Source organism: Nonomuraea sp. NPDC049750 (genome assembly GCF_040659625.1).
Classification (GTDB): domain Bacteria; phylum Actinomycetota; class Actinomycetes; order Streptosporangiales; family Streptosporangiaceae; genus Nonomuraea.
The window spans coordinates 89650-116185 of record NZ_JBFANB010000016.1 but is presented as its reverse complement, the minus strand read 5'-3'; the positions used below and the strand labels follow the sequence as shown (position 1 = coordinate 116185).

Annotated in this window: 28 protein-coding genes; 16 read left to right on the top strand and 12 right to left on the bottom strand. The window is 68.2% G+C overall.

What is annotated here, in order from left to right; all coding sequences use genetic code 11:
• Positions 1-143: 143 nt before the first annotated feature.
• From AB0J16_RS34960 to AB0J16_RS34950, 3 genes are all read left to right on the top strand, one after another.
• Positions 144-1568: an IS1380 family transposase gene (locus AB0J16_RS34960; RefSeq protein WP_358547505.1), complete on the top strand. Its 1425-nt coding sequence runs from the start codon at positions 144-146 to the stop codon at positions 1566-1568.
• Positions 1569-2803: 1235 nt separating this feature from the next.
• Positions 2804-3139, top strand: a complete 336-nt coding sequence (locus AB0J16_RS34955; RefSeq protein WP_358547503.1) for a hypothetical protein — start codon at positions 2804-2806, stop codon at positions 3137-3139.
• Positions 3140-3234: 95 nt separating this feature from the next.
• A complete protein-coding gene (locus tag AB0J16_RS34950) occupies positions 3235-3666 on the top strand; it encodes a hypothetical protein (protein ID WP_358547500.1) in 432 nt (143 codons plus the stop codon).
• 1 nt (position 3667) lies between these two features.
• Here the strand turns inward: AB0J16_RS34950 and AB0J16_RS34945 are convergent, their stop codons facing one another.
• The 5 genes from AB0J16_RS34945 to AB0J16_RS34925 all read right to left on the bottom strand — a co-directional run bounded on the left by AB0J16_RS34945 (position 3668) and on the right by AB0J16_RS34925 (position 6231).
• Positions 3668-3838, bottom strand: coding sequence for a hypothetical protein (locus tag AB0J16_RS34945; protein ID WP_358547797.1), 171 nt, complete (start codon positions 3836-3838; stop codon positions 3668-3670).
• 129 nt (positions 3839-3967) lie between these two features.
• Positions 3968-4138, bottom strand: coding sequence for a hypothetical protein (locus AB0J16_RS34940; protein WP_358547498.1), 171 nt, complete (start codon positions 4136-4138; stop codon positions 3968-3970).
• A complete protein-coding gene (locus tag AB0J16_RS34935; RefSeq protein WP_358547495.1) occupies positions 4135-4617 on the bottom strand; it encodes a hypothetical protein in 483 nt (160 codons plus the stop codon). The genes AB0J16_RS34940 and AB0J16_RS34935 overlap by 4 nt, the downstream gene beginning before the upstream one ends.
• Positions 4545-6035: a phage minor capsid protein gene (locus AB0J16_RS34930; RefSeq protein ID WP_358547492.1), complete on the bottom strand. Its 1491-nt coding sequence runs from the start codon at positions 6033-6035 to the stop codon at positions 4545-4547. Before AB0J16_RS34930 ends, AB0J16_RS34935 begins: the two co-directional genes overlap by 73 nt.
• A gap of 1 nt (position 6036) precedes the next feature.
• Positions 6037-6231: a hypothetical protein gene (locus AB0J16_RS34925; RefSeq protein WP_358547489.1), complete on the bottom strand. Its 195-nt coding sequence runs from the start codon at positions 6229-6231 to the stop codon at positions 6037-6039.
• Between the two features lie 177 nt (positions 6232-6408).
• Here AB0J16_RS34925 and AB0J16_RS34920 point away from each other — a divergent pair, with 177 nt between their 5' ends.
• A complete protein-coding gene (locus AB0J16_RS34920) occupies positions 6409-6699 on the top strand; it encodes a hypothetical protein (protein WP_358547486.1) in 291 nt (96 codons plus the stop codon).
• Between the two features lie 96 nt (positions 6700-6795).
• Here the strand turns inward: AB0J16_RS34920 and AB0J16_RS34915 are convergent, their stop codons facing one another.
• Entirely contained in the window at positions 6796-7116 is a 321-nt protein-coding gene (locus AB0J16_RS34915; RefSeq protein WP_358547791.1) for a hypothetical protein, read from the bottom strand.
• A complete protein-coding gene (locus AB0J16_RS34910; RefSeq protein WP_358547483.1) occupies positions 7089-7448 on the bottom strand; it encodes a DNA adenine methylase in 360 nt (119 codons plus the stop codon). Before AB0J16_RS34910 ends, AB0J16_RS34915 begins: the two co-directional genes overlap by 28 nt.
• Before the next feature lie 353 nt (positions 7449-7801).
• Between AB0J16_RS34910 and AB0J16_RS34905 the strand changes: the two genes are divergently transcribed.
• Complete coding sequence (locus AB0J16_RS34905; RefSeq protein WP_358547480.1) at positions 7802-8023, top strand: hypothetical protein; 222 nt, start codon at positions 7802-7804, stop codon at positions 8021-8023.
• Positions 8024-8482: 459 nt separating this feature from the next.
• Here the strand turns inward: AB0J16_RS34905 and AB0J16_RS34900 are convergent, their stop codons facing one another.
• Positions 8483-9175 carry a site-specific integrase gene (locus AB0J16_RS34900; RefSeq protein WP_358547477.1) on the bottom strand — a complete coding sequence of 231 codons (693 nt, stop codon included), beginning with the start codon at positions 9173-9175 and terminating at the stop codon, positions 8483-8485.
• Positions 9176-9757: 582 nt separating this feature from the next.
• Here AB0J16_RS34900 and AB0J16_RS34895 point away from each other — a divergent pair.
• The 10 genes from AB0J16_RS34895 (at position 9758) to AB0J16_RS34850 (ending at position 18678) form a co-directional block, all read left to right on the top strand.
• Positions 9758-10669, top strand: coding sequence for an SDR family NAD(P)-dependent oxidoreductase (locus AB0J16_RS34895; protein WP_358547474.1), 912 nt, complete (start codon positions 9758-9760; stop codon positions 10667-10669).
• Entirely contained in the window at positions 10666-11544 is an 879-nt protein-coding gene (locus AB0J16_RS34890) for an amidohydrolase family protein (RefSeq protein ID WP_358547472.1), read from the top strand. Before AB0J16_RS34895 ends, AB0J16_RS34890 begins: the two co-directional genes overlap by 4 nt.
• On the top strand, positions 11541-11999 hold the full coding sequence (locus AB0J16_RS34885; RefSeq protein WP_358547470.1) for a MaoC family dehydratase: 459 nt from the start codon (positions 11541-11543) through the stop codon (positions 11997-11999). Before AB0J16_RS34890 ends, AB0J16_RS34885 begins: the two co-directional genes overlap by 4 nt.
• A 33-nt stretch (positions 12000-12032) precedes the next feature.
• Entirely contained in the window at positions 12033-13352 is a 1320-nt protein-coding gene (locus tag AB0J16_RS34880) for an MFS transporter (protein ID WP_358547468.1), read from the top strand.
• Between the two features lie 16 nt (positions 13353-13368).
• On the top strand, positions 13369-14916 hold the full coding sequence (locus AB0J16_RS34875) for a long-chain fatty acid--CoA ligase (protein ID WP_358547465.1): 1548 nt from the start codon (positions 13369-13371) through the stop codon (positions 14914-14916).
• 38 nt (positions 14917-14954) lie between these two features.
• Positions 14955-16004, top strand: coding sequence for an aromatic ring-hydroxylating dioxygenase subunit alpha (locus AB0J16_RS34870; protein ID WP_358547463.1), 1050 nt, complete (start codon positions 14955-14957; stop codon positions 16002-16004).
• A 5-nt stretch (positions 16005-16009) separates the two neighbouring features.
• Positions 16010-16264, top strand: a complete 255-nt coding sequence (locus AB0J16_RS34865) for a hypothetical protein (protein WP_358547460.1) — start codon at positions 16010-16012, stop codon at positions 16262-16264.
• Positions 16261-17220 (top strand): PDR/VanB family oxidoreductase, encoded by a 960-nt coding sequence (locus AB0J16_RS34860; protein ID WP_358547457.1) that lies wholly within the window; start codon positions 16261-16263, stop codon positions 17218-17220. Before AB0J16_RS34865 ends, AB0J16_RS34860 begins: the two co-directional genes overlap by 4 nt.
• A gap of 29 nt (positions 17221-17249) precedes the next feature.
• A complete protein-coding gene (locus tag AB0J16_RS34855) occupies positions 17250-18017 on the top strand; it encodes an IclR family transcriptional regulator (RefSeq protein ID WP_358547454.1) in 768 nt (255 codons plus the stop codon).
• Between the two features lie 103 nt (positions 18018-18120).
• Complete coding sequence (locus tag AB0J16_RS34850; RefSeq protein WP_358547451.1) at positions 18121-18678, top strand: hypothetical protein; 558 nt, start codon at positions 18121-18123, stop codon at positions 18676-18678.
• Here AB0J16_RS34850 and AB0J16_RS34845 read toward each other — a convergent pair.
• Together AB0J16_RS34845 and AB0J16_RS34840 are read right to left on the bottom strand one after the other, a co-directional pair.
• Positions 18633-20588: a hypothetical protein gene (locus AB0J16_RS34845; RefSeq protein ID WP_358547448.1), complete on the bottom strand. Its 1956-nt coding sequence runs from the start codon at positions 20586-20588 to the stop codon at positions 18633-18635. The two genes, AB0J16_RS34850 and AB0J16_RS34845, sit on opposite strands and share 46 nt — an antisense overlap.
• A gap of 407 nt (positions 20589-20995) precedes the next feature.
• Entirely contained in the window at positions 20996-21163 is a 168-nt protein-coding gene (locus AB0J16_RS34840; protein ID WP_358547446.1) for a hypothetical protein, read from the bottom strand.
• Positions 21164-21487: 324 nt separating this feature from the next.
• On the opposite strand from AB0J16_RS34840, the gene fxsT reads away from it, so the two are divergent.
• A complete protein-coding gene (fxsT, locus tag AB0J16_RS34835; protein ID WP_358547442.1) occupies positions 21488-23992 on the top strand; it encodes an FxSxx-COOH system tetratricopeptide repeat protein in 2505 nt (834 codons plus the stop codon).
• Positions 23993-23998: 6 nt separating this feature from the next.
• Here fxsT and AB0J16_RS34830 read toward each other — a convergent pair whose 3' ends face one another.
• On the bottom strand, positions 23999-25297 hold the full coding sequence (locus AB0J16_RS34830) for an HEXXH motif domain-containing protein (protein ID WP_358547440.1): 1299 nt from the start codon (positions 25295-25297) through the stop codon (positions 23999-24001).
• On the bottom strand, positions 25294-26529 hold the full coding sequence (locus AB0J16_RS34825; protein ID WP_358547437.1) for an FxsB family cyclophane-forming radical SAM/SPASM peptide maturase: 1236 nt from the start codon (positions 26527-26529) through the stop codon (positions 25294-25296). Before AB0J16_RS34825 ends, AB0J16_RS34830 begins: the two co-directional genes overlap by 4 nt.
• Positions 26530-26536 lie beyond the last annotated feature (7 nt).

The following is a 26536-nucleotide window of genomic DNA, read 5'->3' as shown; positions in this document are numbered from 1 at the left end:
TGACGCTCACTAGCCTCGGCGATTCACGGCGGCTGATGAGAGTTCAGACCGGATGATCGGTTAGACAGCAAAGAGCGCCCCTGATCTGGAAGATTACGGATTGTCGAGATCAACAACCTTCCAGAGCGAGGAGCACTCTTCGCGTGCAGACTATCCCGAAGTGGATGCAAGGGCTGGCGGTCACGGTCGGCGGTCACGGCGTGGTCTCTCACGTCGGTACGGCAGGGCTGCGCATGCTGGCGTTCAAGTCCGGCCTGACCAGCGAACTGATGGCCGCGTTGCGGGTGCGGGGCCGTCAGATGAGGCACGATCGGGGCCAGGTGTTCACGGATCTCGGTGTGATGATCGCCGATGGCGGGACGGCGATCCGGCACATCCGCACCCTGCGGGACCAGGGCGAGTTATTCGGGCCGGTGGCCTTGGCATCGACGGCGTGGCGGGCGCTGGCGGAGGTGACCGCCCGGCAGCGAGACAAGATCGCCACCGCGCGGGCCAAAGCCCGGCGGCGGGTGTGGAAGTTGCTCGCCGCACGGCACGGAAGCGCGCCGGCCTCGCGAACCTGCTACGGCGACCTCGGCGACTGGATCGTGATCCGGCTGGATGCCACCATCCAGCTCTGTCACAGCGACAAAGAAGCCGCAGCCGGGACGTTCAAGGGCAGCTTCGGGTTGTTCCCGCTGACCGTCTGGTGCGACAACACCGGCGAGTGCCTGGCCATCAAACTGCGTCCGGGCAACGCCGGCGCCAACACCATCGCCGACCACCTCGAGGTGCTGGCCGCCGCGATCGCGCAGATCCCGCCGAAGTACCGCAGAAGGATCCTCATCACTTGCGACGGGGCCGGCGCCACGATCGAGCTCCTGCAGTTCATCACCACGTTGAACACGCGCAGCTGCCGGGCCCACTACTCGGTCGGCTTCGACCTCGATCAGCGCGCCCGCACCGCGATAGCCGCACTGCCGGCGCAGGCGTGGTCGTGCGTGCTGGATGAGGCAGGCCAGGCCCGGCCCCTGGAGGAAGCGGGCGCCGCGGAGCTCACCGGCCTGCTGCGGTATTCGGCCGGTGGCGACAAGCTGGCCACCTGGCCGGCCGGTATACGCATCCTGGTCCGCCGGGAGAAACCCGCCTCCGGCGCCAAGCTGACCGATTTCGAGAGGGCGCGCGGCTGGCGCTATCAGCTGATCGCGACCAACACGCCGGCTCCCATGCTGCCGCTGCAGCAGGGTGAGGCGCGCCACCGCGTCCATGCCCGGGTGGAGGACTTCATCCGCTGCGGGAAGAACACCGGTTTGGCCGGCCTGCCCTCCTGGTCGCTGGCCATCAACCAGGCCTGGTGCATCGCCGCCGCGATCGGCTGTGACCTGCTCACCTGGTTTCGCCTGCTGTGCTGCGAGACCGAACTGGCGATCGCCGAACCGTTCACTCTGCGCTACACACTGCTGCACACCAGCGCCCGCCTGGTTCGTGGCCAGCGACGACGCACCATCAAGACCCCCTGCACCTGGCCCTGGGCCGATCAGGCGCAACGCGCCATCTCATCCGTTCTGGCGCTGCCCGCTCCCACCTGATCACCAGCCCGCCCCTGACATTACGACCGGCAAGACCCCAACCGGCCCGTGGAACCCGGCACCACCGGCGTGACCGCCGGCCCAGCCCCCTGCCAAGAAGCCGAATCGAAGATCAACAAATCCGGCAGCTGGCACGCAGGGCGAAGCCACCCAAACCCGTGAATCATCGAGGCAAGTGATCGAACATCGTTGGCCCTCCCCGAGCCGGACATGAGGAAGGCCCGCGCCAGGCGGCCTCAACAACAGATCAGGCAGGCTTGCCTCGGCGTGCTGAACGGCGAGGTATTGCCCGCCTCGGACTAGCTAGTCAGTTCAGAGATGACCGCTCGCGCTCTCGAACGCGTGAACATACCGCCGATATACCGCCTGTCTCTAAGGTCTTTTGACGACAGCAAGGCACACACCCCATGAGAGGGCACCATGCGACTGGGAAACATAGCCGTGGCTGTTGCGGGCATTACTCTGCTGGGCGCAACCCCCGCATCGGCGGCGAGCTACTGGAACTCAGCCGCGCCGACGGCGGCCACGGGCGTGGGCAACCTGAAGACGAAGACGGTCCGCATCGGCAATGGGGAGAGTTCACGATTCAGCTTCGCGTAGGAGATGGTCGTCGTACTCCTACATCTGGGCTCGCGCACCCAAGGACTCCGATGCGGACAGCCATCACATCTGGCTGAAGGTCTACAACCCCAAGACGGGAAAGTGGGACAGCAGGTTCGAGTCGATCAAGAACACGACCTACACCAATGCGCACCGGGCCATCGCTGGCCGCCACTACAAGGCTGCGCGGATGAGTCCATTCTCGACGGAGGCCCGCTCAAGTGCACCGAATCCTGGGTGGTGTGACGCGCCTCCTACATCAGGACAAAGCCAAAATCTTTGTCGACCGCGTTGGCAAGTGGGTTGGCTGATGCGCCCTCGGCAGTCGCTCTCGATCTTGTACTCGTTTACACGGACATGATCGGGAGCGGTTGTTTCCGTGCGCTCACCTCCTATTGCAAGATCGTCTCAGCCGTTCACCGCAGCTCACAAGTCGATTGACGACTGCCTCACTAGTCCGTGATCGACCAACCCAAATCACGGTGTCTGGCTTTCACCTGACGTGGCTCTCGTCCCGCCATCCGTATGCCCGCTTCGGGCGCACAGGCGCAAACAGCGCTGGAGCCAACTTGTAGGCCACGCCCCCACTGCCCCCGGGTTGTGACGGGCGAGGCCCAAACCCTGGAGAGACGGCGATGTGGACAACGCTCATTATCTTCATCGAGCTTGGGTGCTTGCTCCTTGTGGTGGTGCCCAAGGCTCCTTATTGGATGCAGTCCGCTCAATACAAGAATCGTGAGCCCCACGAGCCCGCTGGCTGGGCGGTGACATTCAACCGCGTGGCGGGGATTATCGGTTTGGTGGTGTTCGCGTTTTTCTTTCCCGCAGCCTTCGAACACGACCAAAAGCCCGGCACAGGGCAGTCCGCCCGGCAAGAAACCGAGGAGAAAAGCGAACCAAGCCCCTTCTTCACCGAGCAGAAGAAGTGCGACTCAACCTTCCCCTACGACGAACTACCGTGCAAAAGGTGAGTACGGACCAAAAAGCAACCGCGATCGTCGCCGCCATCCTTCTAGGCGTGGCAGGCTGTACTGCTGTTGACACTAACAATGAGCCGCAATCCGTCGTGACGGTCCGCGAAACGGCCACGATCCAGGTGACGGTCACCGCGTCTCCCGAGCTCCTTCCCGCCCACCGTGGCCCCCTCACCCTGGACTGGTTGGAGGACACCGACGTCGACTCCAAGTCCCTCACCGGCGACGACGCGGAGATCGACATCCATGTGGCCTACATCGTCGACGAGGATGACCGGAACAACGCCCAGGTCGACTTCGTGCCTATGAACGACGCCAAGCTCAATGTCGCGTCGGGACAGGTGAGCTCCCGCGCCGAGTGCGAGGCGATGCCCGCGCACGACGGGAACGGCTGGCAGATGATCGGGGCACGCAAGGATGACATCGTTTGCGTGAGAACCGCGAGCGGGACCGTCGCCCGGCTCCAAGTGATCAAATTCGGCGAGGACACCGTCACCTTGGACGCCACCGTCTGGAGACGCTGACTCAGGCGTGCCGCTCCGGGAAGGTGTAGATGTCCGCCACGTCCACCCCCGGGAAGAATCCCGGCGGCAGCTCGGCCAGCACGTGCGAGTTCGCCCGCGCCGAAGGCCAGGCATGCCCGTCCCACCCAGACGGCGGGACACAGGGGACGCCACTGGTCAGCGGCCTTGGCACATCCCGCGCAAGGACCACTCCCAGAGAGACTCGACGACTCAGCCACCACGTAGGGGAAGAGTGGGCTTTGGGTGCGTGAGGATCATGGATGGACTGACCCAGCTCGATGCGTAGTGTACCGCCAGGGCGTCAGGCCGGCGGCCGGTACCTAAGGTAGGTGCGCACCCACAGCACGGCGAGCGCCGAGTTGAGGGCGTCGCCTGTAGGGTCGTACGGGCATTCGGCGATCGGGCGGGCGTGGATGGCCGCCCACCGCGCCGTGGTGATCGCGGCCCGCCGGTCGAGGTCGGACAGGCTCACCGGCGCTGCTCCCTTGCTCTGCGGGCGGCCTTCACATCGGAGGCACGGCCGAGCATCTGCGCCCGGAACTCCACCAGCGTTATCCGGGGATGCTGCTCCCACCAGGCGCGCAGCTCGTCGGAGGCGTAGCGGTCGGCGCGGGACTGCGGCCCGGACAGCAGGGCGCGGCCATCAACCCCGGCCGCCCGCCCCGCCCGGTTGGTAAGGACGCCGCGCGTGTACCGTTCGGCGGCGATGAACTGCGTCTCCAGCCACTCGTCATACAGGCGGCGCACCACCTGGTCGAGCGGCTCACCCGGCAGCCGCTGCAACTCGACGTGCGACCGGGAGCTCTCACGCCGCACCATGTCCGGGTCCAGCCCATACACCTGCCCGTACGCGTCGAACTCGTGCACGCCGTCCGCGATCAGGTCGGAGACCTGGCGATCCTCCTCGGTCTCGTCGTCCCGCCACGACCAGTTCGGGTCTGTGGCCGACACCCGCTCACGCCCAGCTCGTCCAACAGCCGCTCCAGCGCGGGCCCGTCGCCAGCGTCGGAGAAGTGGCGCACGAGGTCAAGGATCTGGTCGTCGCTCGCCTGCGCGAAGTCGTCGGGCAGATCCGCCACCGCGGCCGCCACCTTCTGCTCGCGCTGGACCATGCGCTCGTCGTCGCGCTGCTCGAGAACCCGAGTGATCCGGTTGACGGCTGCCTCGTCGTCGGCGTGCTGCCCGAGCAGCGCTGCCAGCTCCTCGTCCGGTCGCTTCTCCAGATTGCGCGGCAGCATCTTGGCGCGCTGCCGATCGCGGCGAATCGGCAGGCCCGACTCCTTGGCATGCTCCTTGATCTGCTCGTTCAGCGACTCCGCGCGCCGCTCGGCTCGATTACGGTCTTCCTTGTCCAGCGCAACCGACGCCTGCCGCTTCGCGGCCCGCAGATCCCGCTCCATGCGGCGCATCTTCTGCGAGTCGCCGTAGTCGGCCGGATGCTTGCGCACCGGCGGCCTCTTCGTCGCGCCCGGTAGGTACGCGCCGAGGTTGTGCCCGCACCCGGGATGCAGCAAGCCAGCCGTGCGGGCCTGCTCGACGGTGCCCTCCACGAGTACATCGACCATCTCGTCTGACACGTACGACAGTTCCTGACGCCAGCCGATCCGGCCTGACTGGGTGAGGACCTTCCCCTCCCAGAAGTCGCACTTCGGGCAGGTGAACGGCAGTCTGGACACGATCACGAGATCGACGCCGTTCTCCTTCAGCGTGGCCAGGTGACCGTCCACGGCCGCGCGTGCCATCGCCGTGCGGACGGCCATCTCGGTGTACGTTCCCATCGACCACGACCGGCCCTGCGAATCCGTGAAACCGGTGATGCCCTTGCGTGCGAACATGTCCAGCGCCCGCCGTGTCGCCTGCTCTCTGCTCTCCGCGCCGGTCAGCGCTCGGGCCGACACCTGTGCAACCACCTGAGAGAACACGTCCTGCGTCGTACGCAACGCCCCCATAGGGACGCTCTGCACGCGCTGCACCGTCTGCCTGGCCAGCTCAATAACACCCTGGCCCTGGCCGATCCGCTTCGCGTTCCCGAGATGCGTCAGGTCCGTCATCGCGCGCTGCACGCCGCGGCGCCAGGCCCCGTCGACGCCGGCCGTCACGAGCTTTTCCGACAGCCGCTCCAGGCGGCGCACCACACGGTCGGCCTGGCGGCGCAGCTCCCGCAGCTCCCGCAGCTCCCGCAGCTCCGCGAAGCGAACCCCTTCCCACTCGGGCTCACCGAGCCGGGCGACCAGCGCTTCCGACACGACGCGCAGCAGCTCCCGCTCCGCGTCGTAGTAGATGGCTGTTACGGCGCGGGCGTGGTCGAGAGCGGCCTCGATCTGCTCCAGGTCCTGCTGCGCCAGAGCCTCGGCCGCCGCAGTGCTCACGTCAGTCCTCGCCGTCCGCATCCGGGACAAGAACGTCGTCGAGCCTGTCCGGATCCGGGACGGTCAGCCCGAGCTCGTCGCGCAACCTCTTGACCTCGCCCGTGATCTGGTAGTCATCCCACTCCGGGTGGATCAGGCGCACCTTCGACTCCAGGCTGATGGCCTGGGCCCCGAGCCGATGGATGATGGTGGTCATGAGCGATGTCGAGGGCGTGTGGGCTCGCATCCGGGCCTACGTCGGACAGGAGTTCCGCACGATGACCGGCCTGCCCTTCACCTATGAGATGCCGGGCAACTACCTTCATGTCAGCCGGACGAACCGGAACCTCTCGGTCGTTGGCCCGAGGACGCGTATATCGGTGGATGCCGCATCGTGCAGGTCCTCTCCAGGAGGCAACCTGGATCACCGTGGCAGACCTACGCGGATCGTCCAACCGTCGAGGATGCCGACGCCGTCATTTTCGTTGATCTCACCGGTGAGACGCCGGACTTTTATGTGGCACCGGCGTCGTGGGTGCGGGACGACGTCCGCACCCACCACCAGGCATGGCTGGCCAGCATCGGCGGCACCCGGCCGCGGAACCCGGGTAGTGATCACGCCGCGATAAGTGTGGAACGACTCCGGCGATGGCATCAACGCTGGGACGTGCTGCAAGCCAACTGAGGCTGCGGTAACTCTTTTCGCTTGGCCATATGCCAGCTCACTGAGGAGACCAACGCCGAACTATGCTCGGAGGACGGGAGCGTACTTGAGCCGGCGCTACCTGTTGACCCAAACTGACTCGACCGCGTGCCGCCGCTCGTCGGAGCTGGACGCGCGGACGCGGTAGTCGATGCGGCGCCAGTCGGCGAGTAGCTCGTCGTACAGGGGCGAGCGGTAGCCGGACAGCACGATCGCGGACTTACATGCGGCGAGCACCTCCAGGAGGCGGCGGTGCTCGGGCTCGCGGTCCATCTCCTGCACGTAGTGGCCGGACCCGAAGATGTTCCGCGTGGAGCGGAGGTAGGGCGGGTCCACGTACATCGCGGTCGTCGGCGAGTCCATGCGGCCGATCAGCTCGAAGGCGTCGCAGTTCTCGATGAACGCCTCCCGCAGCCGGGCTGCATGCCAGCGCAGCGCCGTGGCGGCGTGTCGCCGAGTTCGGCGGCCTGGTGCTCGGCGCGGGCGTACGGCGTGAACTCGATCGCCCTGATCAGGGTGCGGGGCCGGTCTCGGAGCGTCTTCATAAAGCACACGAGGTCGCCGTTGATGTCGTTGATCGTTTCGATCGGGATGGGGTCCTTAGCGAAGAACACCGCGGCACTGCCCGCGAACGGTTCGCAGTACACCTCGTGCGGCCCCAGCAGCCCAGCCAGGAAAGGGGCCAGCCTGCCCTTGGCGCCGTAGTACTGAAATGGAGGGCGCAACGCCACGGCGATCCTCCCTTAGGGCGGCCCGTATAGTCCTGAACAAGTGTTCTAAAAAATATTTTAATGATCTTGGAGCCTGGCATTTGCGCCATGAGGTCATTACCCAGCGACAATTGCCACATCGCAGGGCTTGTGTCACCGAGCGTCCATAGAGCGCACAGTGCCGAAGTGTGCTTCAGGCCGCGACATACCTACGACATACCGGTTCTTGTTAGCGTCGTTCGCGTCAACAGCTCAAGTGCAGAGGAGGCTCAATGCGCAAGATGGCCGCGCCACTCGCTCTGGTTGCCAGTGCGTTAGTCCTCGCCAGCCCGAGTCCAGCTTCCGCAGAACCTCCATCGCCCAAGGAGGGTGACGTGACGGTCCTGGACGCAGTCGCCGACTGCGTCGAGCGGAAGACTTGGAGTGACGGACTCTGGAGGATGGCGAGAGCCAGCAATACCTGCTCAACCACCAAGTACGTCAAGTTCGTCTTTGCCAATGGCAAAGACAGCGGGTGTTACACGCTCAAGTCTGGATATTACAAGGATTTCGGGAGGCTTGCCCCCGCCCGTTTTGACGGTTTGGTCAGGTGCTGAACTCCTGCGTCCGGATCTATCGTCTGATGTCATCGGCGCGGCAACCTGGTTGGCGCCGCGTGGAAGATCGCGGCTGAGACCTGGCGAGACGCTCGCCTCTCACGTCGACCCAGTTCGTCGCAAACTACCCGCATGCACGCGCACGACGAACTGGCTACCAATGCGCAAAGCTAGCGGCCGACGCCAACCCGCAGGGTCACCCTGACAGGGACGACTATATGGCCGCCCTCATCCGGCTCAACGCTGCCCTCGCTAACGAAGACGTCGATCAGGTGCAGTAGCGCGTCGCTGTCATGACGCGTTCGACGTCACCAGCGGCACTGAACCGGGTGAGGCCACCGGATCTGCACTCCTCGATGCCGTGATCGCCCTGGGCGCACGCTGGTGCGGGTGACAGCGCGATGAGTTGCGGCGGAGGCGAAAGCTGGTGATTCCTTCACGATGGGTCACCAGCTTTCGTCATTCCAGAGCCGACGCGACCAACTGGGAAGGGTCTCTTTCCAGTTGGCGTCCGGAGCGCACATACCCCATGGTTGTGTCCATTGACTCGTGATCAAGTGCTTCCTTGATCTCAAACGGGTCCGCGCCCAGCTCCGCAGCCAGCGACGCCCACGTGTGCCGCAGCACGTGCGGAGTGACCTTCGCGAGGATCCCGGCCTGACGGCCGATGCGCGTCACCAGGGCCGACGTCGACGACCGGTAGAAGCGGCCTCCGGTGTCTGTCACGAAGATCAGCCCGGTGAGCTGCGACACCTCGACGCCAGCTAGGCGCGCCCGATCCTCGAGGTACCGGTCGATCGCGTAGCCGGTCTCCGCTGGGAGGCGGCGCTTCTTCGGCTTGGTGCCCTTGCCGGTGATCCGCAGTATCCGTAGGCCCCGCTCGTACCCGAGCGCCGACAACTCCGCCGAGACCGCTTCCTCGATCCGGACCCCGGTGTGCAACGCGACCCGGACGAATAGGGAAACATCATCGGGCGCCGACCCTCCTTCCAGAGGGTCGGCGATTTTGCTGGTCAGGGCTTTGATTGCGGGCAAGTTGTCCTCCTTGACGGTGATGCGGATGAGCCCTTCGCGGGTGTCCGCGTGGTAGCGGAGTTCGAGGTTGAAGGCGTCGAAGAGTTTGCGCTGGAGGTCCTCGGTCGTGTCCAGCATGCGGTCGTCGTGAGCCGATCCGCGCGGGTGTCGCCGTGCGTGGGCTTCTGAGGGAGCTCGCGGCATAGAGCCTCGATGCGAGCAGCGCTGAAGACGCGGGCAGCGAAGAACTCATGCACCAGGTCGAGCAGATCATCTTCGCGGACGCACAGGCTCTTGGGGTGGCTGGCATACCAGGCGCTGCGATCCTTGTAGCCGACATACGCCACTTGATCCGCGCGCCCAGTATGCGTTACGGGCGCAGGGGAAGCTCGTCGAGCACGGACGTGGCGAGCGTCGCGGCGCCGGGTTCGTAGCAGCACGGCGACGTTGTCGCCCAGGCCCAGCGCGGCCGGCATCGACTCCGCGTCCTTGGCTCCGGGAGCGATCCACAACCTGCCCTGCAGCGGCTGGTCCTGCTCGTCGTCGTGCTGCACAGGCATGGTCGTCGTGCTTCACAGGCATGGGCGTCGTGCTTCACAGGCATGGGCGTAGACCGGGCCAATGTCGGGCAAACTCTTGACTTAGGTTGAAATTGTGCCCAACGTGGTGCCCGGCGACGTTGCCGCGTCGGTTGACTTCTAGCTTGTTTGGGTGGAATAGATGGATTTGTCGGGCAAGGTGGCGGTGGTCACCGGGGCCGGTCGCGGTCTCGGCCGGGCCTACGCGGAGGCGCTCGGCGCCGCCGGAGCGGCGGTCGTCGTCAACGACGTGGACGCCGCGGCGGCCGCTGAGGTGGCCGAGGCAGTCGTCGCCGCGGGCGGCAAGGCCGTGGCCGAGGCAGGCGCGGTCGGCTCGGCGCAGGTCGCGCAGCGGCTGGTGGAAGCGGCGGTCAAGGAGTTCGGCCGACTCGACGTCATGGTGACCAACGCCGGCATCCTGCGGGACCGGGTCCTGTGGAAGATGTCCGACGAGGACTTCGACGCGGTTGTCGAGGTGCACCTGCGGGGCACGTTCACCTGTGCCCGCGCGGCCGCGGCCCGCATGCGCGAACAGGGCGAGGGCGGTCGGCTCATCCTGATCTCCTCGCCGGCCGGTCAGCGCGGCAACTTCGGCCAGACCAACTACGCCGCCGCCAAGGCCGGCATCGTCGCCATGGCCCGCACCTGGGCCATGGAGCTGGCCAGGGCGAACATCACGGTCAACGCCGTCGTCCCGGTCGCGGCCACTGAGATGACCAAGACGATCCCGGCCTTCGCCCCGATTCTGGAGGAGGCCGAGCGCACCGGCGGCCCGCTGCCGGACCGGCTGCGCAAGGACGAGGGCCTCGGCACGGTCGAGGACGTGGCCGGGCTCATCGTCTACCTGGCCTCCGACGCCTCCGCGGGCGTGACCGGGCAGGCCGTCGGCATCGGCGGCGACAAGCTGGCCCTCTGGTCGCACCCGAAGGAGAAGGCCGTCGCGTACGCCGACGGAGGCTGGTCCGCCGACGCCATCGCCGCTTCCTGGGATACCGGCGTCGGCGCCGAGCCAGAGACGTACGGCATCCCCGCGCCGAAGACCCTCACGTCATGAACATCGACGAGCTGGTCGCGATCGACGTCCACACCCACGCGGAGGTCTCCAAGGACGGGCACGGCTCGCTCAGCCCGGAGCTGTTCGGCGCGTCGGCGGACTACTTCGGCGCGCACGAGCGGCCGACCATCGCGCAGCTGGCCGCCTACTACCGGGAGCGGCAGATGGCCGCGGTGGTCTTCACCGTGGACGCCGAGCACGCCACCGGCCACCCCCGCATCTCCAACGAGGAGATCGCCGAGAGCTGTGCCGAGCACCCCGATGTGCTCATTCCGTTCGCCGGCGTTGACCCGTGGAAGGGCCGGGCGGGCGCACGCGAGGCCCGCCTGCTGGTCACCGAGTACGGGGTGCGAGGCTTCAAGTTCCACCCCAGCATCCAGGGCTTCGCGCCGAACGACCCGATGGCCTATCCCCTCTACGAGGTGATCGAGGAGCTCGGCGCGGTGGCTCTGTTCCACACCGGCCAGACCGGCATCGGCGCGGGTGTGCCGGGTGGGGCGGGCGTCCGGCTGAAGTACTCCAACCCGATGCTGGTCGACGACGTGGCCGTGGACTTCCCGCACCTGAAGATCATTCTGGCGCACCCGTCGTTTCCCTGGCAGGACGAGGCCCTGGCCGTCGCCACCCACAAGCCGTCGGTGTACATCGACCTGTCCGGCTGGTCCCCGAAGTACTTCCCGCCGCAGCTCGTCCGGTACGCCAACACGCTGTTGAAGGACAAGGTGCTCTTCGGCTCCGACTACCCGGTGATCACCCCGGATCGGTGGCTGGCGGACTTCGCCAAGCTCGACATCAAGCCCGACGTCCGCCCCAAGATCCTCAAAGGCAACGCCGCGCGCCTGCTCGGCCTCACCCCCAAGGAGACACAGTCATGACCACCGTCGCGAACGGTCTCACCGAGCTCAAGGTGCTGGCCGGGCAGGACCTCGGCTACACCGGCTGGCAGGAGATCGCACAGGACCGGGTGAACCTCTTCGCCGAGGCCACCGACGACCACCAGTGGATCCACGTCGACCCGGAGAAGGCCAAGGACGGCCCGTTCGGCGGCACGATCGCGCACGGTTACCTGACCCTCGCCCTGCTCATCCCGCTCTTCAACGAGCTGCTCGAGATCCAGGGCATGAGGATGAGCATCAACTACGGCCTGGACAAGGTGCGCTTCCCCAGACCGGTCAAGGTCGGCGGCAAGATCCGCCTGGCCGCCAAGGTCGCCGAGGTCGAGGACGTCCCCGGCGACGGCGTCCAGATGTCGCTCGACTTCACCGTGGAGATTGACGGCGCGGCCAAGCCCGCGTGCGTCGCCCGTGCCGTCTACCGGCACTACGCCTGAACCTCCCTTCCGAGATGTGAGGAGCCCCCACTCATGTCCAATCCCGTCCAGCTGCGCCGCGCGGTCGCCTCGAGCTTCCTCGGCAGCGTCATCGAGTACTACGACTTCCTCCTGTACGCCACGGCGTCGGCCCTCGTGTTCAACAAGGTCTTCTTCTCCAACCTCGACCCGCTGGTCGCCACGGTGGCCAGCCTGGGCACGTTCGCCACCGGCTACCTGTCCAGGCCGATCGGCGGCGTCGTGTTCGGCCACTTCGGCGACCGGCTGGGGCGCAAGCGCATGCTGGTGCTGACCATGGTGCTGATGGGCGCGGCCAGCTTCATCATCGGGCTGCTGCCCACGTACGCGCAGGCCGGGGTGCTCGCCCCGATCGCGCTCGTCCTGCTGCGGGTCCTGCAGGGGGTCGCGGTCGGCGGCGAGTGGGGCGGCGCGGTGTTGATGTCCGCGGAACACGCCACCGCCCGCCGCGGCCTGTGGGCCGGCTTCACCAACGCTGGGGCGCCGTTCGGGATGGTGTTGTCCACGGGCGCGCTGAGCGGCACCGTCGCTCTCGTCGGCAACGAGGCCTTCCTGGCATGGGGCTGGCGGATACCGTTCCTGATCAGCATCGTGCTGCTCGCCATCGGCCTGTTCGTCAGGACGCGGGTGCAGGAGACCCCGGTGTTCAGCGCCGCCGTCAAGGAGCGCGCCTCCAGGGCGCCCCTGCTGGACGTGCTGCGCGACCAGCCCAGGACGCTGCTGCTCGGGGTCGGCGTGGGGCTGGCGGCGTTCGTGGCGCAGGGCACACTCACCACGTTCCTCATCGCGTACGGTGTGGGGGCCGGTTTCGAGCGGCAGACCGTGCTGAACGGGCTGACGCTGTCATCGGCGCTGGCCGTGCTCGGCATCCTCGGCTGGTCGGCACTGTCCGACCGGATCGGGCGGCGGCCGGTCGTCCTGACCGGCGCGCTGATCATGGCGGTCTTCGCGTTCGCCCTGTTCCCGCTGGTGAACACGGGTAACGCCGGGCTGCTCACCGCCGCGCTCGTCCTCGGCCAGGCCGTCGTGCACCCGATGATGTACGGTCCGCTGGCCGCGCTCTACACCGAACTGTTCAGCACCCGCACCCGCTACACCGGAGCGTCGCTCGGATACCAGCTGGCCGGGCTCGGCGCCGGGCTGGCTCCCGTGGTGTTCGCCCAGATCCAGGCCTCCAACGGCGGCGGCGGGACCCTGGTCATCTCGGCCGTCATCGCCGCCGCGTGCCTGCTGTCCGTGGTCTGCACCCTGGCGCTCAAGGAGACCAGCCACGGTGATCTCGCGGAGCCGGTCGTCTCCAAGACCGGCAAGACCGCCAAGACCGCCACGTCCTGACGCGAGAGGTACGCTCATGCAGAACTCCGGGATCGGTGGCTGGCCGGCGCGGCGGGCCATGATGTCGCCGGACCGCACGGCCTTCGTCTTCGAGGACCGTTCCCTGACCTACGCCGAGGTCCACGAGCGGGTGACGCGGGTGGCGGCGCGGCTGCGGGACAGTGGCGTGCGGGCGGGGGACCGGGTCGCCTACCTCGGGCCGAACCACACCGCGTTCGCCGAGACCATGTTCGCCACGCACGTGCTCGGCGCGATCTTCGTCCCGCTGAACTTCCGGCTCGCGGCGCCCGAGATCGACTACATGCTGGGGCACTGCGGCGCGAAGGTCCTGATCCACGCGCCGCAGTGCGCGGACGTGGTGGCGGCGCTGACCGGCACGCCGCGTCCGGATGAGATCATCCCGCTCGACGCCTACGAGAGCTGGCTGGCGGCGGGGGATCCCGCCCCGATCGACGTGCCGGTGGCGCAGGACGACATCGCGCTCATCCTCTACACCTCCGGCACCACCGGCCGGCCCAAGGGCGCCACGCTGAGCCACGCCAACCTGATCTGGAACACCTACAACATGCTCATCGGGGTGGACGTGACCGGCGACGAGACGACGCTGGTCAGCGCCCCGCTGTTCCACGTGGCGGCGTTGAACCAGACGTTGCTGCCGACCTTCGCCAAAGGCGGCCGATCGGTGATCATGCCGTCGTGGGACGTGGACGCCTGTTACGACCTGATCGAGAAGTACGGCGTCACGTGGATGTTCGGGGTCACCACGATGTTCGCCGCGTTCGCCGCATCGCGGCGCTGGGCCGGGGCGGACCTGTCCTCGCTGCGAACGCTGATGTCCGGAGGAGCGGCGATCCCGCCCGCGCTGATCCACGCGTACCAGGAGCGGGGGCTGGTGTTCTGCCAGGGATACGGGATGACCGAGACCTCACCAGGCGCGACGTTCCTGGAGGCCGGTCAGAGCACGCGCAAGGTCGGCTCGGCGGGCGTGCCCGTCTTCTTCGCCGACGTGCGTGTGGTCCGGGCCGACCTCGCCGACGCCTTCCCGGGCGAGCCCGGCGAGGTCCTCATCCAGGGTCCGAACGTCACCCCCGGCTACTGGAACGACGCCGCGGCCACCGCCGCGGCCTTCGCCGAGGGCGGCTGGTTCCGCTCCGGCGACGTCGCCTACCGCGACAAGGAGGGGCACCTGTACATCGTGGACCGGCTCAAGGACATGTACATCTCCGGCGGCGAGAACGTCTATCCGGCGGAGGTGGAGGCGGTCCTCTTCGAGCATCCCGCGGTTGCCGAGGCGGCGGTGGTCGGCGTCGCGGACGAGACCTGGGGGGAGACCGGTCACGCGTTCGTGGTGACCCGTCCCGGGCACGCCGTCACGGGGAAGGAACTGCGCGAGTTCCTGCTCACCCGGCTGGCCAAGTACAAGATCCCCCGGTACGTCACCTTCGTCGACGACCTGCCGAAGACCGGCTCCGGCAAGATCCAGAAGCTCAGGCTCCGGGACCCTGCGGTTCCAGGGACATTCGTTTTCCGGCATCCGGAAACCGCCGTTCCGCGGCGCCGGTGACCCGGGTCACCATCGCTCCATTGTTGAAGGAGCCGCCCATGTCACTCATCCCCCGCGATCAGTGGTACGTCGCCGCGTACGGCCGCGAGATCGGCCATCGGTTGTTCAGCCGCACCATTTGCGATGAGCCCATCCTGTTCTGGCGGACCCGCGCTGGGACCGTCACCGCCATGTCGGACCGATGCGTGCACCGCCGGTTCCCGCTGTCCGAGCCGCCCAGCCGGCTGGTCGACGACCAGGTGGTGTGCGGCTACCACGGCTTCACCTACGGCGCCGACGGCGGCTGCGTGGCGGTCCCCGGCCAGACCCGGGTGCCGCGGACCGCCCGGCTGAAGAGCTACCCGGTCGTCGAGCAGGACTCGTTCGTCTGGGTCTGGATCGGCGACCCGGTCAGCGCCGACGCCACCCGCATCCCGCGGGCGCCCTGGCTGGGCTCGCCCGACTACACCACCGTGTCCGGGATGGAGCCGCTCAAGGCCAGGTTCGGGCTGCTGGTGGACAACCTGCTCGACCTGTCGCACGAGACGTACCTGCACGGCGGGTACATCGGCACCCCCGAGGTGGCCGCCACCCCGATCACCACCGAGGTGGACGAGGAGGCCGGGATCGTGTACGTCAGCCGGCACATGGACGACGCCGAGTGCCCGCCGTTCTACGCCAAGTCCACCGGGCTGACGGGGCGGATCATGCGGTGGCAGGACATCGAATATACGCCGCCGTGCCTGTACACGCTGCACTCGCGGATCGCGCCGCCCGGAGTGCTGCCGAACGCCGACGGCACCGACCCGGACGCCTTCCACGTAGAGGTCGTGTACGCGATCACGCCCGAGACCGAGCACACCACGCACGACTTCTGGGCCGTGGCGCGGGACTTCGCCCTGGCCGACCAGGGTGTGTCGGACTTCCTCGCTGAGAACAACCGGACCGTGGTGCTGCAGGATGTGGCCGCGCTGGACGTGCTGGAGCAAGTGATCGCGTCCGAGCCGGAGGGACGTCAGGAGCTGTCGATCAACATCGACACCGGCGGGCTGGCGGCGCGGCGCATGCTGGCCAGGCTCGCTCGGCAAGGCCTCGGCAGCCGGGTGTGACGGGCATGGAACCGACCCGCGTACTCACCGGGCGTGAGGTGCTCCGAGTGGTGTGGCTGCCGGGTGACGATGTGTTGCGGGGCATGTGCCACTGCGGCGCCACCCACATCGCCGAGGGGCCGATCGAGGTGTGGGAATGGCTCCTCTCCCATCCGGTCGGCCACTTCCCCGAACCGGCCCTCGGCCCGCCTGCGGTCGCTTCAGCCCTAGAGCAGGCACACGGCCCAGCGGCGCCTTCCGGTGCGGGGGTGACCCGATGACCGCAGTGGGGGGCGTATGTGGCGCGGCCGAGCGCAAGGTCGTCGTGCGGGCGCGTGAGCAGGTGGCCGAGGGGGTCGTCGCGATCGAACTGCGTGATCCGGCCGGTGAAGAGCTGCCCGTCTGGACGCCCGGTGCGCACATCGACCTGGTGCTCGGCGGCGGCGACCTCGTCCGCCAGTACTCGCTGTGCGGCGAACCGGCCGACCGGACGACGTGGCGGATCGCCGTGCTGCGCGAGCCCGACGGCCGGGGCGGCTCGGCCTACGTGCACGACGAGCTCCACCCGGGCGCCACGATCCTGACCCGTGGCCCCCGCAACAACTTCCCGCTACACCCCGCTACTCGCTACCTGTTCATCGCCGGCGGGATCGGGATCACTCCCATCCTTCCCATGATCACCGCCGTCGAAGGCGCCCAATGGCGCCTGGCCTACGGCGGCCGCACAGTGGCGTCGATGGCGTTCGCCGGCGACCTGCGTGCCACCCACGGCGACCGCGTGCTCCTATGGCCGCAGGACGAGTACGGCCTGCTCGACCTCGACACTCTCCTGGCGGAGGAGCCCATGGACACCCTCGTCTACTGCTGCGGCCCCGCCCCGCTCCTGGAGGCCGTCGAGGCGCGTTGCGCGAACCGGCCGCTGCACGTGGAACGCTTCGCCTCGAAAGACACGAACGCACCGGACATGACCGGTGCGTTCGAGGTCGAGCTGACTGCCTCCGGTCTTACCTTGATGGTGCCGCCGAACCGGTCGATCCTGGAGGTTGTGGAGAAGGCGGGCGTACACGTCCTGACCTCGTGCCGGGAGGGCACCTGCGGTACCTGCGAGACTCCTGTCCTCGCCGGTGTCGTGGACCACCGCGACTCGCTCCTCACCCCCGAAGAAAAGGCGGCGAATGACGTGATGTTCGTCTGCGTCTCCCGCGCCGCCTGCCCCAAGCTGGTCCTCGAGCTCTGACTTGTGGAGCTCTGATCGTGGAGCCGCCGATGCCGTCAGCCGCCGTGAAGACCGGGCCGGTCGTGGCGCGCGCCCTGCAGATCCTTGGCGCGTTCACTCCCGATCGGCGGTCGCTGACGCTCAGCGACCTGTCCCGGCACTCCGGGCTGCCCGTCTCCACTGTGCACCGGCTGGTGGCAGACCTCGTGGCCTGGGGCGCGCTGGAACGGGGCCCGGCCGGCTGCTACCACATCGGCCTGCGTCTGTGGGAGATCGGCTCGCTCGCCCCGCGCGGGCTGGGCCTGCGTGAGGCCGCGCTGCCGTATCTGGAGGACCTGTCGCAGGTGACCCGCGAGAACGTGCAGCTGGCCGTGCGGGAGGGCACCGAGGTCGTGTTCGTCGAACGAATCGCGGGCAGCGGCGCGGTGCCGGTGCTCACCAGGGTCGGCGGCCGCTTCGCGCTCACGGCCACCGGCGTCGGCCTGGTCCTGCTCGCGTACGCCCCCGCCGACGTGCAGGAACAAGTCCTGGCCCGCCCCGTCGAGCGGTACACCCAGCGCACGCTCACCACCGCCCACCAGATCCGCGCGGCCCTCGCCGGCACCCGCGCCCGCGGCTACGCCGTCAGCGACCGCCAAGTCACCATGGACGCCCTGTCCGTCGCCGCCCCGATCCACGACCTCGACGGCGGGGTCGTCGCCGCCGTATCCCTGGTCGTCCACCACGGCACCGCCTCGACCCAGGCACTCGCCCACCTCGTACGCACCAGCGCCCGCGCCATCTCCCGCGCCCTCCCGCCGTTCGCGGCCGGGCGCTGACGAGTTCGCGTCGAGCGACGAACCGCAGGCTCTGAGCAGAGCGCCGCCCCCTAGCGGCGAACGGTGATGCTCGTATGCGCCGTCGCGATGACAGACTCGCAGTATGAATGCCTCCGTTGTGACGGCCATCATCTCGGCGGTGGGTGGGATCATCGGCGCGCTGAGCGCTCTGGGCGGGGTCGCGCTCACCAACAGGGCCAACGCCAGAAAGGAGGAGCGCGAAGCGCGGCGCCGCCGTGAGGAGCAACGGCAGCAGGCGCGCGAGCAGGCCTTCGGCGACCTGCTGGGCGGGGTGCTGAAGCTCCGGTTACAGATCGAGGTCGCGGCTCAGCATGGCTGGGAGGACATGAACACCAGGCTCTCCGCGATCGAGGAGCAGGCCGCGTCCGTGGGGGATCTCGCCTCCCGCGTGGCCGTGTTGTCGCCGGGCCAGGCGGCGCGGACGGCGCGGACGTTGGCGACGGCCGCCTACGGGCTGGCCAGCCAGGCCACCCAGCACACGAGGATGAACTACGACGGTGACGGCCAGTTCGTGAGCGGGCAGATGCTGGAGCGTCCGTCGTTCGATCGGCTGGATCGGTGCGTCGACGACTTCAGTCAGGCGGTCGTCAGCGCTCAGGGCGAGGGCGACGAGCTCGTGGGGCCGATCTCCGAGAGCTGAAGGGCCGCCGCGCGCTGGTGGGGCGCGAGCGCGGGAGCGGTGGCGGCCAGGGACCTGCGGGCCAGGTCGGCGGCGCCACTCTGGTTGCTGCCCAGGGCCCGTACGCGGGCGGCGTACAGCAGGGCGGGCCCGTTCTGGGCGCCGACCTGGAGCGCGGCCTCCATGTCCTCTTCCGCGTCGCGGGAGTTGCCGGTTCCGACGAGGGCGAGCGCGCGGGCGGCGCGGCCTTCCGGCCGCAGGTATCGGCGCACCTGGTTGAGATCGTGGAGCGCCTTTTCCGACTGGCCGAGGTCGGCCAGCATCTCGCCGCGCGTCCGCAGGGCCTCCGAGGTGCGGGAGTCGGTGTTCAGTACGTCGGTCAGCACGGTCACTCCCGCCCGGCCCTGGCCGGCCTGCCACAGCGTACGGCCGAGCTCCGTCTGCAGGGCGAGGTCGGTGGGCAGGCGGCCGACGGCGGAGCGCATGGTCTCGACGGCCTCGACGTCGAGCCCCTGAGCCAGGAGCGCGTGGCCGATGGCGGCCAGCGTATTGGCCACGGCCGTGTTGTACTGCAGGGCCTCGAAGAGTGACGCGGCGGCGCGGTAGTGGGCCAAGGCATGCTTGTAGTCGCCGCGCAGGTGAGCGACGTCGCCGAGCCTCGACTCGGCCTCCGCGAGGAGCGGGAGGTCGTCCTCACCGGCGGCGGCCAGAGCGGTGCCCGCGTTCTGATCGGCGGCGTCGAGGTCGCCCCGGAACAGCGCCGACTCCGCCGCCGACAGGTGACGGGCAGGAGTGGTGTCGCCGGCGCGCAGCTCTGTGACGTCGAGTCTCGTGAGGGGGCCTGCAAGGAGCTCATGGTGCAGCTGGTAGGAGCCGTGGCTCGCCGCCAGCAGGTAACGGTCCTGGAGCGATTGCAGCACGCTGCGCGGGAAGCCGTCGCGGGCGGCATCGTCGTCGCCGGCGGCGATGCTCGTGCCGGTGGCGGCGGCACGCTGCAGCCAGGACGCCAGACGCAACGTCGAGGCGTGGTGGTCGATGGCCACGTCGGCGATCACCTGGCCGCAGAACTCGCGGAGCGAGCGGTCGATGCCGGGATGAGCGCGTACATCCTGGGCGGTGATGACGGTCGCCTCGGCGGGCAGCGCCGCCCACAACCGCGAGCAGACAGCCTGGAGGAGCACGGGATCCACGGACTGCCGCCGGCCCGCGAGCGTGGTGACGAGCTGCTCGGCCACGCCCTCGTCGTACCATCTGCCGCTTCCCTCGACGGGACGTTTGACGGCCTGCACGGCCTCGTCCATGGTCAGCGGGCTCAGGTGGTACGGCGACTCGAAGCGCCCGAGCGCGGCCTCCAGGGCGGCTGTCCCCTCCTCACGGACGGAGAGGAGCAGGTGGACGTCGGGCAGCTCGGTGACGATCTCGCGGAGCTGGTCGAGGAAGCCCGCGCGGTAGGGGTCGAGCCGGGGATGGCGCTCGAAGACGCCCTCCACCTGGTCGATCGCGACGAGGAGCGGGCCACTTCGGCCGCGCCTGCGGTTGGTCCAGCCGTCGGAGCGCAGGAACTCGTACAGAGACAGTCCGGCGAGGTGGTTCTGCGGGGTCGAGGGCGACCAGGACGACAGGAGCGCCAGCGTGTACGGGTTGTGGCCGGGAAGCGCGGCGAGCGCGGGTGGCGGCGGGCCGACGGGCCGACCCACGGGCAGGACGTCAGCGGCGCTGGCCGCGTCGACGAGCTTGGCGTACAGGAGCGAGGTCTTGCCCGATCCAGGCGGTCCCGTGAGTACGCTCACCCGATGGCGCTGCCAGCGCTCGGCGAGTGCGCTCACCGCCTCGGAGCGTCCGAAGAATTGGCCGGCCTCCGCCGCCAGAAAAGGGCGGGCGCCGACGTATGGTTGCTGATCGACATAATGGGCCATCACGCTGACGGTCATCGCAGCCATCCCATTCGAAATGGGGGCCCTGCAAGCAGGATCGGCTTACGGCAGGAGGTTTCGGCGGGGCTCGAATTCTCGTCGTCGCGGAGCTGCGCGAATGGCTTTCGGCCGCATTGCGGAGCGGTAACGGTGAGGAGAGGCTCGGGCCGGGTGCGCGATTGCCGTGGAGAAGATGGCGGCTGCTCAGAAATGCTGCCGACTCCTCTCAAGGGACGTGCGGTCGCCCGGCGGAGCCCGGTCCGACGTATGGCGAAAGTTTATGCCGATGACCGATGCGGTCATGCCACGACTCACCGTGCGGGGGGCGTGCTCGCGCTCCCGTGCCTGATGGGGTCGCATACCGGTCGCCTCCCGTTACACAGCCGCTGGGCGATGGCTGCAGTCCGTGTCGAGGGTGGAGGATCTCATATGCTCTGCTGGAACCCGAGGAGCGCCCCACTCTGGGTCAGCGCCCTCTTCACCGCCTGGCCGAACACGGACGGGTCTTCCGCCGCGAGGGCCGCGATGTCGCGGAGCGAAGCCCCGGAAAGGTCGAGCAGGCTACTGTCGCCTTCGTCGACACGCTCGTGCAAACCATCCTCCTGTCCCTCCACTGAAACTCCACATTTCGGGCATGTTGCTCGCGTCGGCGAGACCGGGCGAGCCCTCCTCGTGAAGGCATACCTGCCACAGCATCACCCATACGACGGACCTTGCCTAGGGGGCGACCTCGGCCATGGCAAAGTTACTGACCTGGCGGAACTATCGAACACTAGATCATGTAACCGCAGATTTGCTCCTCTATGTCCGCTTAGATGACAGCATGAGCGCGTTAAGCGAAATCGACTAGTATGCGGAATGCTTACCTATACGGTGTCGTGCTAGGAGGCATGCTCTGGTGTTGCTAGGATCGGCCTGTGACGCAGCGCGGATTGCCAGAGGTGTGGAGCGAGAAGATACCCCCGCGCAATAAGAATTTCACCGGCCGAGATGACCTTCTCGAGCAACTACATGCCGGAATCGCATCGGATGTGACCGCGGTCGTGCCGCATGCCCTTCATGGCATGGGCGGGGTTGGTAAGACTCAAGTTGCCGTTGAGTACGCATGGCGCTATTCGTCCGAGTATGACGTGGTTTGGTGGATTTCTGCGGACCAGGAACTTCTGGTGCCCGGGGCCCTGGCCGCGCTCGCGCCACGACTCGGCCTCCCTCCGGCGAAGGCCGTCGGCATCGACGACACGGCGGCGGCCGTGCTGCACACGCTGCGCCGGGGCGAGCCGTACGACCGCTGGTTGCTGATCTTCGACAACGCCGACCGGCCCGAGGACATCAACCAGCTCATCCCGCGCGGCCCGGGACACGTGCTCATCACCTCGCGCAACCAGCAGTGGCGCAGCGTCGTCGAGACCGTCCCCGTTGACGTGTTCACACAGGGCGAGAGCGTGCAGTTCCTGCACAAGCGCGTGTCCAACGCGCTGCGCGACGTCGACGCCAGACGGCTCGCGGACGAGCTGGGGCACCTGCCGCTCGCTCTGGAGCAGGCGGGAGCTCTGCAGGCCGAGGCGGGCATGTCGGTGGAGGAATACCTCCAGCAGCTGCAGAAGCACATGTCCGACACGTTGCACATGCCCAAGCCGCTGGACTATCCGCTGTCGATGACAGCGGCATGGCGGCTCTCGGTGAGCCAGCTGGAGCAGCAACTTTCCGAGGCCGTCGAATTGCTGCGTTACTGCGCGTTCTTCGGCCCCGAGCCCATTCCAGTCGATGTCTTCCGCTGGGGGCCGAAAGAGGGGGTGGACCCCGGTCTGCGGCAGATCCTCGACAGGCCGCTGCTGCGCAGCAACGCCATCCGCGTCATCGGTCGTTTCGCGCTCGCCAAGGTCGATCCCGACACCCGCACGCTCCAGGTGCACCGGCTCATCCAGGCGCTGCTCCGCGCCGACCTCAGCGATGACGAGCAGGACAACTACCGCAGAGGGGTTCACCTGCTGCTGGCGAGCGCCGCGCCCGGATCCCCCGGCGACGAGGCAACCTGGACGCGTTTCAGCGAGCTGGTCCCGCACGTCGCACCTGCGGACCTGGCGAGCACCCGCGATCCGAAGGTCAGGGACTCCGCGCTCAACATGGTGCGCTACCTCTACATGTCGGGCCAGCACCAGACCGGTCGCGCTTTCGTCGAGAGCTTCCTCAAGCAGTGGACGCAGGACTCCGGCCCGGATGATCCCCACTCGATCGACGCCCAGGCTCAGCTCGGCACGGTGCTGCGCGAGCTCGGCGACTACCCCAAGGCCCACGAGACCGACCGGTCGGCCCTGGAGCGGGCGAGCGAGGTCTTCGGGCCCGAGCATCCGAGCACGCTGTTCATCGCGCAGGGCTTCGGCGGTGACCTGCGAGCGCTGGGCGACTTCAACGAGGCCAGGCGGCACGACGAGGAGGTCCTCAGGGGCCACGAGGCCACCTATCCGCCCGACCACGACGAGTTGCTTGCCGCCAAGAACAACCTGGCGCTCGACTACGCCCTGATCAGCAACTACCAGCTGGCGCGGGCGATGCACGAGGAGGTCTACACCGCCTCCGACAGGATGAGCGACATCAGTAAGGTCGTCTACCTGCTGCGCTATGGGAACCTGGCCCGCGTCGTACGCCTGTGCGGCGACTACGAGAATGCCTGTGACCTGGGTGAGGACGCCCATGCCTTCGGTGTGCAGGAGCTGGACGTCGAGCACTGGGTCACGCTGCGCACGGCCAAGGACCGCTCGATCGCCCTGCGTCGTGCCGGCCGCGTCGACGACGCCACCCAGCTCGCGGAAGAGGTCTACGAGCGCTACAAGCGTCTTTTCGGCCCTGGCCACCCCGACACGCTGGCCGCCGCCATGAACCATGCCAACACCCTGCGCACCACCGGCCAGATCAACACCGCGTTCGTGCTGGCCTTGGACACGATGAACCGCTATCCGCAGGTGTACGGCCAGGAGCACCCCTATAACCACGGCTGCGCGGGCAACCTCGCTCTGCTGCACAGGGTGCGGGGGGACGCGGAGAGCGCGCGCAAGCTGAACGAGCAGTGCCTGCACGGCCTGGACATTCGTTTGACCCGTGACCACCACTACTCGCTCGTGGTCGCGATCAACCTGGCCAGCGACCTGACGATGCTCGGGGAGCTGAGCGGGGCGCAGAGCCTCAGCGAGGACACCTACGAGCGGTCGCGGCGGCTGATGGGCGAGACGCACCCGCTGACGCTCGGGTGCGCGGCCAACCTCTCCGTGGTGATGCGGCGGCTGGGCGCCGAGGAGAAGGCCGAGGAGCTGCTGTCGCGAACTCTGGAGCAGTACCGGCGCGTGCTCGGCCCCGAGCACCCCGACACCGTGGTGGCGGGAGAGGCGCGCCAGCTCGACTTCGACTTCGACCCGCCGCCGATCTGAACCCATCTAGCCTTTCGGCCCATTGGCCTGTTGCCAGCGGGTCAGGTGGCGCTGTGCCTCCTGCTGGGCCCTGGTCAGGGCGGCTGGTGGTACGGGCTCGTTCTTCCAGCCGGCCAGGACACGGTGCATGTGGCCTGCGAAGGCCTTCCCGGCCGGCGTGAGGAGGCCGGAGGTCATGAGGGTGTCCACGGCTCCCAGGGCCCCTGCGCGCCATCGGGCGAACTCGCTGTGGGCATGGATGCCCGGCTCGTGCGCGCGCTGGCGGCGCCAGAAGGCGCTGACACCCAGATAAGCGTAGGCGCCCTGCAGCAGCCCCGAGGCGGGCCTTGGGTCCTCCCTCCACGGGGCGTAGAACCTGAGACCCTCGTCATCGGGTTCGACCAGGGCGACGACGTCCAACAGGGCTCCGAGCTTGGCGTGCTGGACCTCGTGGGCCAGCGTGGCGGCGAGCGTCAGGCCGTCCGCGGGCGCCGACAGGCCCACGGCGCCGAAGGCGTCCGAGGCGGTACCGCTCACCACGCCGTGGGCGGGCGAGCGGAGCGGGCTCAGGACGCGGTGGGCGGCCTGGATCTCCGCGGCCGTCGCTAGGTGGTGGGTGGTCAGGATCTCCCAGGCCCGCTCCAGGGCGGAACGCCAGCCGGGGAGGTCGGCGGCGGGCAGCCGGTCGGCCAGGTCGGCCTGCATGCGGTAGGGGTCGAGGTCGTCGACTATGAGGTCGAGGGCGCGGCCGTTGGCGGTGGCGGCCAGGCGGCGCAGGCCGCGCCACCGCAGCAGGTCGATGGAGTGGTCCTCGGGGATGGTCACGTCGCCGCCGGGGCTGATGACCTCGGCCCCGCCGGGCGTGCTGCGTACGGTGGCCGGGCCGTCGGACACGAGGGCCTCCCCCACGGACGGCAGCAGGAGAGATCCGCCGCCGGCGCGGGCCTCGATCGTCAGCGGGGCGCGCGCCCTGACCGCGGCGGCCGCGGCGACGGCGGCCAGGCGGCCGGGGTCGGCTTGCGCGGGATCGCGGTCGAGCAGGAGCAGGGTCGAGCGGAGCCAGGCGCCGACGGCCGGGTAGAGCAGCACGCTCTCGACTGGGCCAGGAGCGTCATCCTGGAGCGCGGCGAGCCGGTCGTAGGCGCCGGCCGTCATGGCGGCGTCCGGGTGGCCGGTGGTCGCGGCCCGCTCCACCACGCCGCGCAGCAACAGCAGGTGTTTGCTGCGTTCGACGGCGGCGAGCTGCAGCACCGCCTCGGCGCCGCCGGCGCCTTCCGCCAGATCGGCGAACACGTCCTCGGATATCCGGTGCCTGCGGAGGTTCATCGAAGCCTTTCCAACAGGGCACCGAGATCGGCGGCCACGGCACGTCTCACATGACGGATCAGTTTCAACAGGTCGGGACAGTAGACCGAGGGATGGACGAAACCGTGTCCGGCCCGGTATCGGTGGGTGAACTGCCCGCCCCCGCACACGTCGCGTAAATCGCAGGAAAGGCATTCCGCCGCCAGGGCCGACACGCCTGATTGGCGGGCCACCGCCTCGGGCCGGAACAATGCCTCGTCGAATGAGTTGGCCGCCACGTTGAGCCCGGTGGCGAGTGTGTCGGGAATGCTGGATTTCACGGTATCGGAGAGCTCTATGGCCCCGTCGGTGTCGATGACCAGAACGGAAATGGGGGAAAGCCCGACCGTTTCGCTGTTCGACCGGCCGCCGAACAGCAGATGGATGATCTCGCTGAAGAGGCGGACCTCCGTCTCCTTGCGCGGAGCGGAGTACCAGCGGTCGAAGGCGGCGATGAGCCAGTCGGCATAAGGCGTGTCCGAACTGCCCGGAACGCGGCCCGGCGGGGGAAAGGACCAGTTGCCGAGCGGGAGCAGGAAGTCGATTCTGGGCGGCCCGTGTTCGAGCAGCGCCTCGTAGGTGCGCACCGGGTCGTTACGAAGGTCTATCGTGCACAACAGCCCGCTGAACAACTGCGGGAACGACTCTCGCAGCAGCCGCAGAGAACGGGCGACAGCATCGTGGCTGCCCTTCCCATTCGCGAATATCCGGTGCCGGTCGTGCGCGCGCCGGTCGCCGTCGAGGCTTACCGCGACAGCGATATCGAGGGCGTCGAACAAGCGCAGGAATTCGGCATCGAGCCGGACGCCGTTGGTCTGTATGCGGGTGTTCACGCGCGCCGATCGGCCGACGGCCTCGCGGGTGGCCGTGACGATGCGGGAAAGGAGCTCGGAGCCGGCGAGCAGGGGTTCGCCGCCATGGAGTATCAGCTCGACGGCGGGCAGCCGGTGCGCCCGCACGTGCTCGGCGACGCGTTCCGCGGTGTGCGCGACGGTGCGGGCCGACATGCGAATGGGCTGGTCGCGCCAGCTCTGGTCGGCCATTTCATAGACGTAGCAGTAGGTGCACGACAGGTCGCACCTGCTGTTGACCTTCAATACGAATTCACGAAACGGGGCGGGACGCCACCCTCGGGACCTGAGCTCGGCCACGTCCAGCGTTTTCGGCCACTCCGTACGGTCCGCGCACTCCATCGATCCGAGGTCCGCCGCCACGCCTTGA